At 62.1% G+C, this 11,044-nt stretch carries 9 protein-coding genes and 1 pseudogene; 6 read left to right on the top strand and 4 right to left on the bottom strand.

Annotation, left to right across the window (positions count from 1 at the left end; genetic code table 11):
- Positions 1-287 precede the first annotated feature (287 nt).
- Positions 288-1,181 (top strand): SAM hydrolase/SAM-dependent halogenase family protein, encoded by an 894-nt coding sequence (locus tag HNQ60_RS25230; RefSeq protein WP_184335579.1) that lies wholly within the window; start codon positions 288-290, stop codon positions 1,179-1,181.
- Positions 1,182-1,287: 106 nt separating this feature from the next.
- Here the strand turns inward: HNQ60_RS25230 and HNQ60_RS25225 are convergent, their stop codons facing one another.
- Positions 1,288-2,466, bottom strand: coding sequence for a class I SAM-dependent methyltransferase (locus HNQ60_RS25225; RefSeq protein WP_221304454.1), 1,179 nt, complete (start codon positions 2,464-2,466; stop codon positions 1,288-1,290).
- A 51-nt stretch (positions 2,467-2,517) separates the two neighbouring features.
- Here HNQ60_RS25225 and HNQ60_RS25220 point away from each other — a divergent pair, with 51 nt between their 5' ends.
- Positions 2,518-3,261: a pteridine reductase gene (locus tag HNQ60_RS25220; protein ID WP_184335578.1), complete on the top strand. Its 744-nt coding sequence runs from the start codon at positions 2,518-2,520 to the stop codon at positions 3,259-3,261.
- Between the two features lie 141 nt (positions 3,262-3,402).
- On the opposite strand, the gene folK is transcribed toward HNQ60_RS25220, so the two are convergent.
- From folK to tsaD, 3 genes and pseudogenes are all read right to left on the bottom strand, one after another.
- Positions 3,403-3,885 carry a 2-amino-4-hydroxy-6-hydroxymethyldihydropteridine diphosphokinase gene (folK, locus tag HNQ60_RS25215; RefSeq protein ID WP_184335577.1) on the bottom strand — a complete coding sequence of 161 codons (483 nt, stop codon included), beginning with the start codon at positions 3,883-3,885 and terminating at the stop codon, positions 3,403-3,405.
- A gap of 274 nt (positions 3,886-4,159) precedes the next feature.
- Positions 4,160-4,519, bottom strand: a complete 360-nt coding sequence (gene folB, locus HNQ60_RS25210) for a dihydroneopterin aldolase (protein ID WP_184335576.1) — start codon at positions 4,517-4,519, stop codon at positions 4,160-4,162.
- 205 nt (positions 4,520-4,724) lie between these two features.
- Positions 4,725-5,726 (bottom strand): annotated as a pseudogene (tsaD, locus tag HNQ60_RS25205) (tRNA (adenosine(37)-N6)-threonylcarbamoyltransferase complex transferase subunit TsaD); the annotation flags it as partial.
- Positions 5,727-5,980: 254 nt separating this feature from the next.
- On the opposite strand from tsaD, the gene rpsU reads away from it, so the two are divergent.
- The 4 genes from rpsU to rpoD all read left to right on the top strand — a co-directional run bounded on the left by rpsU (position 5,981) and on the right by rpoD (position 10,838).
- Positions 5,981-6,235, top strand: a complete 255-nt coding sequence (rpsU, locus tag HNQ60_RS25200) for a 30S ribosomal protein S21 (protein ID WP_184335574.1) — start codon at positions 5,981-5,983, stop codon at positions 6,233-6,235.
- Positions 6,236-6,335: 100 nt separating this feature from the next.
- Positions 6,336-6,785 (top strand): GatB/YqeY domain-containing protein, encoded by a 450-nt coding sequence (locus tag HNQ60_RS25195; RefSeq protein ID WP_184335573.1) that lies wholly within the window; start codon positions 6,336-6,338, stop codon positions 6,783-6,785.
- Positions 6,786-7,088: 303 nt separating this feature from the next.
- Positions 7,089-8,873, top strand: a complete 1,785-nt coding sequence (dnaG, locus tag HNQ60_RS25190) for a DNA primase (protein WP_184335572.1) — start codon at positions 7,089-7,091, stop codon at positions 8,871-8,873.
- Positions 8,874-8,948: 75 nt separating this feature from the next.
- On the top strand, positions 8,949-10,838 hold the full coding sequence (gene rpoD, locus HNQ60_RS25185; protein WP_322096906.1) for an RNA polymerase sigma factor RpoD: 1,890 nt from the start codon (positions 8,949-8,951) through the stop codon (positions 10,836-10,838).
- The last annotated feature ends 206 nt before the right edge of the window (positions 10,839-11,044 follow it).

The following is an 11,044-nucleotide window of genomic DNA, read 5'->3' as shown; positions in this document are numbered from 1 at the left end:
AGGCCCGGATGGATTCCCGCTTGCGCGGGAATGACAGCAGCCCCGTCCGACTCTGCCTGTGGGTCCCACTTCAGTGGGACGTCAGGCCGACAGGCCTCGGATCGCTAACGCGATGACGTCCGGCTGAAGCCGGACCCACAGCAAGAACGCTTCGTCACACCCGCGAACGCGGGTGTCCATCTTCCCTGAGCCCGGATGGATTCCCACTTGCGCCGGAATGACAGAGGACTTGTCGCCCCGACCTCCGCCGGACATGCTTGCCCCGCCCCATCACGCCAGGCTACCCGATGAAGACGCTCCGCTCACTCCTGCTCACTTTCCTGCTCCTCCCTCTCGCCGCGTTCGCCAAAGCCCCACTCGTCTTCATGACCGACTTCGGCGTCCGCGACGGCGCGGTCTCCGCGATGAAGGGCGTCGCATACGGAATCGCACCGGATCTGGTCATCTCCGATCTGAGCCACGAAATCACGGGCATCTTCGACGGTGCGTATCGCCTCTATCAGACCGAGGAGTTCTGGCCGAAGGGCACCGTCTTCGTCACCGTAATCGATCCCGGCGTCGGCACATCGCGGCAGTCAGTCGTTCTCAAGACGCGCAACGGCCAGTACTTCGTCGGGCCGAACAACGGTCTCTACACCCTCGTCGCCGAGCGCGAAGGCATCGAAGAACTCCGTCTCATCGATGAGAAAGCGAACCGCCGCCCCGGCTCCGAAGGCTCATATACCTTCCACGGTCGCGACGTGTTCGCGTACACCGCAGCGAAACTCGCGTCGGGGCAGATCACGTTCGAGCAGGTCGGCCCGAAGCTCCCGACCTCGGACCTGATCTCGATTCCGTATCGCCGCGCTGAACGCAAAGGCGATGTGATCACCGGCGGCATTCCCGTCCTCGACGTCGCATACGGCAACGTGTGGAGCAACATCCCGCAGACGATGTTCGATGAATTGAAAGTCCCGGTGGGCCAGCCGGTGAACGTGCGCTTCTACCGCGGCGACAAACTCGTTCATGAGGAACGCATTACCTATCAGCACACGTTCGGCAACGTGCCGGTCGGGCAGCCGCTGGTGTACATCAACAGCCTGATGAACGTTTCTGTCGCGCTGAATCAGGGGGACTATGCCGCCGCTCACGACATCGAGTCGGGTGGGGAGTGGTGGGTGGAGATTCGGAAAGGGCGCTGAGAACGTCGCGGCCGCCGGACGAGGTCTGTCACACCCGCGAACGCGGGTGTCCATCCTCAGCCCAGCAACCCAGATGGATTCCCGCGTTCGCGGGAATGACAGAGCGTTAGAGACTCCCGCTCAGATCCCTCACTCCAAACCCTCGCAGCGGATGATCGTACTTCGCCGCAAGCCCGATCACCTTGAACCGCTCGCCCATCTCTCCTGGCAGCGTCAGGACCATCACCTGACGCGCGAGCTGAACGCGCTCGGTCACGGGCTGCTCGGCAATGGTCGCCATGAACGATTCGATTCCGCAGCCGATCAGGAAATGCGCCTGAGTCGCGAAGCCCGCGACCCGCATGCCCGCATCGTGCGCCGCGCTTGCGACCGCCGTGAAATCCACCCAGGCACCGATGTCCTGCACACCGACATTGATCAACGGATGATCATGAAAGCGATGGCGGAAGTGGCATAGCAGCGTGCCTTCGCGACGCTCGCTGCGGTAGTACTCGCGCTGAGGCAGTCCGTAGTCGATGAACAGCGCGACACCTTCTGCCAACGCGTTGGCGAGACCGGCGATCCACGGCACAAGTCGCACATTCACTTCGGACAGATATCCATCCGGAAACGGCTCGCCGTTCGCGCGTTCGATCGCGCGGACCGCAAGCTCGAGCGTCGGATCGGCGTGAACCTCGGACCAGTCGAGCTGGCCGAGCTGCCAGGTCACGCCTACCGCATTCACCTGGGTGCCGCGGATGCGGAATCGCTGCACCGGCAACGCATCGAGCACTTCGTTCGCGACGATCACACCACGCAAACCGACGGGCCACTGGTCCAGCCACTGAACTCGCGGCAACAAGTCCGGAACACGGGCTGAGAGTGTCTTCTGCTGGCGTTCGCGCAGGTCGGCGCTGACTTCGAGAATGAGATACCGCTCGGGCAGACATTGCTGATTGGCGAGCTCCGCCAGGATGTCTGCCGCCATCACGCCAGAACCGGCGCCCAGCTCGAGCACATCGCCGCCGCCCAGGCGCTGCAGGACCTCGACGCACTGGGCCGCAAGACAGCGGCTGAATAACGAGGAAATCTCAGGGGCCGTCACGAAATCACCGGCACCGCCGAGCTTGGTCGAGCCCGCGCTGTAATAGCCGAGGCCCGGCTCGTACAGCGCCATCTCCATGAACCGCTCGAAACTGATCCAGCCGTGATGGGCATCGATGGCATCGCGGATGCGATGCACCAGGCGTTCGCTGTGCGCCTGCTCGTCGGGGGTCAATGGGGGCAGACTGGTGTCCGTGCTCACGACGCCTCGCGCGGATATGCAACGGATGCCAGTTCAGCGAACATTACCGCCATGACTACTTCGGACTCCCTCGCCGGCCGGACTGTCCTGATCACAGGGGCGGCCAAACGCATCGGTGCTGCGCTCGCCCGCGGTTTTCACGCTGCGGGGGCGAACGTCGCCATTCACTACCACCGCTCCGTGAGCGAGGCCGAACGGCTGCGCGATGAATTGAACACGAGCAGGAAGGATTCCGCCATCGCCACGAGCGCGAACCTGCTCGAAGTGGCGCAACTTCCCGACATCGTCGAACGCACGATCGCCGCATTCGGCCGGCTGGACGTACTGATCAACAATGCGTCGAGCTTCTACCCGACGCCTGTCGGAACGATCTCGCCTGCGCAGTGGCAGGACCTCATGGGCACGAATGTGAAAGCCCCGCTGTTCCTTTCGCAGGCCGCTGCGCCATTCCTGAAGCGCGCGAATGGATCGATCATCAACATGATCGACATCCACGCCCAGCGCCCGCTGCGAAATCATCCCGTCTACAGCACCGCGAAGGCGGGACTCGCGATGCTCACGAAATCGCTCGCCCGCGAACTCGGCCCCGAAATCCGCGTCAACGGCATCGCGCCCGGACCGATCCTCTGGCCCGATGGTGGGATCGATCAGGCGCTGGAAGAGGAGATCATTTCCAAGACGGTGTTGAAACGCTGCGGTTCGCCGGACGACATCGTTCGTACGGCACTGTTTCTCGCGGAGGCGACGTATGTGACGGGGCAGATTCTGGCGGTGGATGGGGGGAGGAGTATCTGAAGAGAGCCGGCTAGCAACTAGCGGGTAGCCAGAGCGGGGAGCAGGGCGCGTAGCATGATTCGTCACACCCGCGAAGGCGGGTGTCCATCTTTCCCCACTAACCCGGATGGATTCCCGCGTGCGCGGGAATGACATGGGCGGCTAGATCTTCGTCTCTCTCATCTCATGCCCGTCCTGATCGAACACACCCCACAACTGCTTCATCGTCCGTTGCAGCGTCGGATGCACGACATCCGGCCCAACGTCAGCCATGGGTTTCAGCATGTACGGCCGCTTGATCAGATCCGGCCGCGGCAACAGCAGGCCAGGCTCCGTGCTCACTATGTCGCCGTAGAGAAGAATGTCGAGGTCCATCGTGCGCGGTGCCCACTTCGGTGCATTCGGCGGTCGGCCGCACAGCGCTTCGACCTGCTGCAGATTGCGACGGACTTCCGGAAGCGGATCGCTGGTCGCAAAGCCGACGACGAGGTTGATGAAATCGTCGCCTTCGAAGCCAACTGCCTTGTTGCGATACGCGGGTGAGATACGCAGCGGACCGTAGATGCGATCGAGCTCATCCAGCGCGGTACGAAGCGCGGCTTCTGGCTGGACGTTGCTGCCGGCGGCGACGAAGACATCGGGCATTGCTACTCACTCGAATGGATTGCAAGGCGAACGGAGGCGCATTGCGCCCGCGCCTTCGGCGTCACGTCCGACTGAAGTCGGACCCACAAGCAGAAGGACGTGCTCCTCAAATTGTGGGTCCAGCTTCTGCATCACAAGAAAGTGCGCCTCCGATTGTGGGTCCGGCTTCAGCCGGACGTCATCGCGTCAGCGATGCCTTTCGTCACACCCGAAAGCGGGTGTGCATTCTTCGCCGGAACCAGATGGATTCCCGCTTCCGCGGGAATGACGCACCTCAATAGTCTGCGGCACTCCGCTCGATCTGAATCCCCACATCGCGCGCGCCGCGAATCGCACCCTGCTTGTTCAGGCGCACTTTCACCCACTGCACGCCGAACTCAGTGACGATCACTTTCGCGATCTCTTCGGTCAGTGTCTCAACCAGATGAAACTGCGACTCACCGACGAACGACAGCAGGCGCTTCGAGACCTTCTTGTAGTCGATCGTGTCTTCGATGCGATCCGTCGCGGCGGCCTTGCGGATGTCCGCCTGCATCTCGATATCGATGATCACCGTCTGCTTGACGCGGCGCTCCCACTCCCAGATGCCGACGATGCATTCGACGCTGAGGGCACTGAGAAAGATCTTGTCCATAAAGAGGAGCGGTTGGCGGTTAGCGGTTGGCGGATAGTGTCAGAAACGAACGTGCTCGCGCACGAAAGACGGTGTGAAGGAAGACGAAAGCCGCAGCGGAGCTAACTCGTCTGTGTCACTCCCGCACAGGCGGGAGTCCATCTTGCTGATCCGGATGGATTCCCGCCTGCGCGGGAATGACAGAGCCCAACCGCTTCGGCTCCTTCAACGTATCCAGCGGCCATCGCGCCGTCGCGCGAATCTTCAGATCGTCACGCTCGCCGGCAGCGAGGCGTCGGTAGCCGGCGTACGCGATCATCGCGGCGTTGTCGGTGCAGAACTCGGTTCGGGGATACGAGACCTGGACGCCGCGGCGCCTGCCAAGTTGCTCGAGCGCACGACGAAGCGCGCGGTTTGCGCCGACGCCACCGGCAACAACCAGTGAGCGGAATCCGGTCTGCTCGAGTGCGCGGTCGCACTTCGCCACCAGCGTATCGACGACAGCCTGCTGAAACTCGGCCGCGATATCGGCGCGAGAGGAATCGGTGAGCTCGACATTGCGCAGCGCGACGACCACCGCGGTCTTGAGTCCGCTGAAGCTGAAATCGAGGCCGGGACGATCGAGCATCGGACGTGGCAACTTCAGCTTTCCGGGTGTCCCTGAATCAGCGAGCTTCGCCAGCGCGGGGCCACCGGGGTAGCTGAGGCCGAGCAGCTTCGCGGTCTTGTCGAACGCTTCGCCCGCAGCGTCATCCATCGAAGATCCGATGATCTGGTAGTTGCCCAGCCCCCGAACCTCGGCGAGCAGCGTGTGGCCGCCCGAGACCAGCAGCGCGAGGAAGGGGAATTCCGGGGGCGTTTCTTCGAGCATCGGCGCGAGCAGGTGCCCTTCGAGGTGATGAACGCCGACCGCCGGCTTGTTCCAGGCGAAGGCGAGGCTTCGCGCCACGGACGCCCCTACCAGAAGGGCGCCGACGAGCCCCGGGCCGGCTGTGTAGGCGATTCCGTCGATCTCATCGGCCTGGACACCGGCATCAGTCAAAGCCGCCTGGATCAGGGGCAGGAGTTTCCTGACATGGTCCCGGGAGGCCAGTTCGGGGACCACGCCGCCGTATTCGGCATGCATGGCGACCTGGCTGTACAGGCGATGCGAGAGCAGGCCGGCCTGGCCGTCGTAGATCGCGGCTGCCGTTTCATCGCAGGATGTTTCGATACCTAGGACCTTCAAACCCACCTCTCCCGACACTGCTTTTCCCGGTTTTCCGGCCCTTTCCGAGCCCGGCAAACCCTCATCCGACCCCGTCCCAACCCTCAGACCCGACCTGACCCGCAATCCGGGGCAGTTTTCGCGTTGACCTTTTGATTTTCGCCGGCTGCCTCATTAGACTTCCGCGTCTTTCGCCCGCCCCTCCCCCGCGTGATCCGTCTCCCGTCGAGGCGGCTGGGCCAAATCGAGCAGATCGAGACAAACCAGAGGTTGCGATGCCGAGCGTCCGGATTCGAGAAAACGAGTACTTTGATGCCGCTTTGCGGCGCTTCAAGCGCGCCTGCGAAAAGGCCGGAGTGCTGACGGAACTGCGGCGGCGCGAATTCTACGAGAAGCCCACCCAGGAACGGAAACGCAAGAAGGCGGCCGCTGTGAAGCGCCACCAGAAGCGCAATACCCGTGACTTCTCGGCTCCCCGCGGCGCCCGTCCGGCAGCTCGCCCGGCTTCCCGCCCGGCCTCGCGCTATTAATTGATCCCCTCGCCGGCCGGAGCTCTTCCGGCCGGTGGGTGAGACCCGGGCTCCAGCCCCTCACCCAACCCCGCTCCTCTTCAGCTTCACGAGTGACCCCATGTCGTCTCTCAAAGACCGTATTACCGAAGACATGAAAGCGGCCATGCGCGCCAAAGAGAGCGAGCGCCTGGGCACGATCCGCATGATCACCGCCGCCATCAAACAGCGTGAAGTCGACGAGCGCATCCAGCTCGACGACACGCAGGTCCTAGCGGTCGTCGAGAAGATGATCAAGATGCGCAAGGAATCCGTTGCGCAGTTCCTGAGCGGCGGTCGTGAAGACCTGGTCGCGAAGGAAAACAAGGAAATCGAACTGCTGCAGGCCTACCTGCCCGCCCAGTTGTCCGAAGCTGAACTCGATGCGTTGGTTGCCGACGCGATTGCAAAGTCCGGCGCCACCTCCATCAAGGAAATGGGCAAGGCCATGGCGCTTCTGAAGCAGAGCGCGCAGGGCCGGGCCGACATGGGAGTGGTGAGCGCGAAGCTGAAGGCGAAGCTGGGAGCCTGAGGCACCCTGTTGTTGTGGGTCCGGCTTTAGCCGGAAGTCATCGCGATAGCGAGGGCCTTCGGTCGGACGCCCCCGCTGATCACCTCATCACTGACGAAAGTGATGAAACGATCCACTGATCGCAGCACCCTTTGGAGACCCTGTTTGGCTCGCAATTTGCGCGCTTGCGCCGCATTTCTCGCGGCATATGCTTACGCGCCATCGAGCGGACGCCAGCGTCGGCGTCTCTTCTTGAAGCGAGCCTAGCGAGTCCTTCTCTTGCCAACCGCTAACCGCCAACCGCTAACCGCTTCTTCCCAATAAATGTCAGGACGCATTCCACAACACTTCATCGATGAGCTCGTGGCACGAGCTGACATCGTGGAGTTGATCAGCAGCCGCGTCCCGCTGAAGAAGAACGGCAAGGAATTCAAAGCCTGCTGCCCGTTCCACAACGAGAAAACGCCTTCTTTTCACGTGGTGCCGGACAAAGGGTTCTATCACTGCTTCGGCTGCGGAGCACACGGCACGGCGATCAGCTTCCTGATGGAGCACGACCACATGAGCTTCGTCGAAGCCGTGGAAGAGCTCGCTTCACGCGTCGGCCTCGATGTGCCGCGCGAGGGCAACCTGGGTGTGCGCCCCACGACGCCGACCGACGGCTTGTTCGACCTGCTCGAGAAAGCGGCGGGGCTCTATCGAAACCAGCTGAGCGTTTCGGACCGGGGAAAGGACTACTTCCGTGCACGCGGACTCACTGGCGAGACCGCAGCGACATTCAACCTCGGCTACGCACCGGATGGCTGGGATTTCGTGCTCCGCCAGCTGGGAAAAAGCGAGTCGGATCGGCTGAAGCTGCATCAGACGGGCCTCGCGATCGAACGTGAGCGCCGGCCGGGCACGGATTCACCGGGCTATTACGACCGGTTCCGCGATCGCGTCATGTTCCCGATCCGCGATGCTCGCGGCCGCACGATCGGCTTCGGCGGCCGCGTGCTCGACAAGGGTGAACCCAAATATCTGAACTCGCCCGAGACCGAGCTCTTCCACAAAGGGCGCGAGCTCTACGGACTCTACGAAGCACGGCAGGCGACACGAACCCTGACCCGCCTGATGATCGTTGAAGGCTACATGGACGTCGTTCGTCTCCATCAGGCCGGGATCAATTACGCCGTCGCAACGCTGGGAACGGCGACGACGCCGGATCATTTGTCCCGGGTGTTTCGCATCTGCCAGGAACTGATCTTCTGCTTCGACGGCGACCGCGCCGGCAAGGCAGCCGCTTGGCGGGCCCTGGAAAACGCGCTGCCCCATGTGCGGGATGGCCGGCAGATCCGGTTCATGTTCCTGCCCGACGGCCATGACCCGGATTCGCTGGTGGGTGCCGAAGGTCGCGAGGCTTTCGAGGCACGGCTGCAGAGCGCCGAAACTCTTTCGAGCTACTTTTTGCGCCATTTACGCGAACAGGTAGACATGACCAGCAGAGACGGCAGAGCCCGGTTCAAGGAACTCGCGAAACCGCTGCTCGAGCGGATTCCGGAAGGCGCCTTCCGCGACATCCTCGAGGTCGATGTCGACCGGCTGACCCAGATCGACACTGGTCTGCTGGCGGCCCGCAGTGCACCAACCGTTCAGTCGGGAGCAATTCGCAATCCGGCGGCCGGTCGCGGCAGCGTAGTACGTCAGGCAATTCGTACGTTGGTGCATTACCCCCAGATCGCGGTCGACGCGCCTTCGGCGGACGGCCTGGCTGGGATCGAGAAACCCGGGATTCCGCTGCTGATGGAGCTGCTGAACGATCTGCAGGAAAACCCCTGCACAAATACGGCCACGCTGCTTGAACGGTGGCGGGGTCGCCCCGATTTTGACCCCCTGTTCAAGCTCGCAAGCGCCGAGATCCAGTTCGACGCTGCCGGGGCTGCCAGGGAACTGAAGGACGCCCTGAGTCAGTTATTCCCGGAGAGGGGCGATCAGCGCCTCGATGAATTGCTGAGGAAGCAAGCCCGAGAGGGCTTAACACGGGCAGAACGTACTGAATTGCAAGGCTTTTTGACCAGGCCGCAGGGGGCGCAAGAAAGCGCTCACACCCAGGCCGGGCAACGAACCTAGCGGTTGAAATTCAATCAAAGTAGACTGCGCGGTCTTTTTAAGCCCGCGCATCCCAGCCACCCTGAGGGCAGTATCTTGAGCAAGACCTTGGTAGCCAAAAAGGAACCGGCACAGATCACCGACGAGCGCCAGTCACAGCTCAAGCTGCTGATCGCGCGCGGCAAAGAACAAGGCTTTCTCACCTACGTCGAGGTGAACGATCACCTCCCCAGCGAAATCGTCGATCCGGAACAGATCGAAGATATCGTCAACATGATTAACGACATGGGCATCCCGGTGTACGAGAAAGCACCGGAAAATGAAGCCCTGCCGTTGAACGAACCTGTCGTCGTCGATGAAGAAGCCGCTGAAGAAGCTGCTGCCGCGCTCGCAACCGTCGACGCCGAATTCGGTCGTACGACCGATCCGGTGCGCATGTACATGCGTGAGATGGGCACGGTGGAGCTGCTCACGCGCGAAGGCGAAATCCGTATCGCCAAGCGCATCGAAGAAGGTCTCGATGCCGTTCGCACCGCACTCTCCTCTTACCCGCTCACGTATCAGTTCATCCTGAACCAGTACGAGCAGGTGAAGCAGGGCCAGGGCCGCCTCGTCGACATCATCGTCGGCTTCATCGATCCGAACGCACCGGATGAAATCGCCGCGCCGGTGAATCCGAAGCTCGCACAGGCCGCTGCCGCGCCCGCGAATGAGTCGGAAGAGACCGAAGAAGGCGAAGGCAATTCGGAAGACGAAGAGGCGCTCGAGACCGGCCCGGATCCCGAGGAGGCTGCACGCCGCTTCGCGTCGATCCTCAAGCTGCACCAGCAGGCCCTCAAGGCGATCGAGCAGCATGGCATCAAGGATCCGAAGACGCTGAAGATCCGCAAGAAGGTGGCCGGTGAGTTCATGGAACTCAAGCTGTCGCCCAAGATGTTCGATGCACTGATCCTGCAGCTGCGCGATCATGTCGCCGAAGTCCGCAACATGGAAAAGCAGATCATGACGATCTGCGTCCGCGATGCCGGCATGCCGCGCAAGGACTTCGTCACGACGTTCCCGAAGAACGAAACCAACGTCACCTGGCTCGACAAGCACATCCGTGCGAAGCGCAAGCACTCGGCAGCGCTCGCCCGCCTGCGCGAGGAAGTCGAGAAGGTCCAGACGAAGCTGCAGACGCTCGAAACGCGGGTGCACATGTCGATCGGCGACGTGAAGGAAATCAATCGCGAAGTGGCGGTCGGCGAAGCGAAGGCTCGTCGCGCCAAGAAGGAGATGGTCGAGGCGAACCTGCGTCTCGTGATCTCCATCGCGAAGAAGTACACGAATCGCGGCCTGCAGTTCCTGGACCTGATCCAGGAAGGCAACATCGGCCTGATGAAGGCGGTCGACAAGTTCGAATACCGCCGCGGCTACAAGTTCTCGACGTACGCGACGTGGTGGATTCGCCAGGCGATCACCCGTTCGATCGCCGACCAGGCCCGCACCATCCGCATCCCGGTGCACATGATCGAAACGATCAACAAGCTCAACCGCATTTCCCGCCAGATGCTGCAGGAGATGGGCCGCGAGCCGACGCCGGAAGAACTGGCGGTGCGCATGGAAATGCCGGAAGACAAAGTCCGTCGCGTGCTCAAGATCGCGAAGGAACCGATCTCGATGGAAACCCCGATCGGCGACGACGAGGATTCGCATCTTGGCGATTTCATCGAGGACACCTCGGTGGACTCTCCGATCGATTCCGCGACGATGGAGAGCCTGCGCGAAACGACGCATTCGGTTCTCGCCGGCCTCACGCCGCGCGAAGCGAAGGTCCTGCGCATGCGCTTCGGTATCGACATGAATACCGATCACACGCTGGAAGAAGTCGGCAAGCAGTTCGACGTCACGCGCGAGCGTATTCGTCAGATCGAAGCGAAGGCGCTGCGCAAGCTGCGTCACCCGAGCCGCAGCGAGCAGCTGCGCAGCTTCCTGGTGGATGATTGAGAGAAGCCAGCTAGCCTGCTAGTCAACCAGCAGTTAGCCAGAACAGAATGGCCGGGCAAACGCCCGGCCTTTTTGTTTCAGGCGTCCCTGCTTGGCTGTGGGTCCGGCTTTACCGGAGTCAAACGGTCGATGCAACACTGCGAGCCAGTGTATCTGCTGGAGTCTCGAAGCCTAAGGTTTGTCGTGGCCTTTCATTGAGGCGACGG

Source organism: Povalibacter uvarum (genome assembly GCF_014202975.1).
GTDB lineage: Bacteria > Pseudomonadota > Gammaproteobacteria > Steroidobacterales > Steroidobacteraceae > Steroidobacter > Steroidobacter uvarum.
The sequence above is the reverse complement of the archived record's forward strand: the minus strand, read 5'-3'. Positions and strand labels throughout refer to the sequence as shown.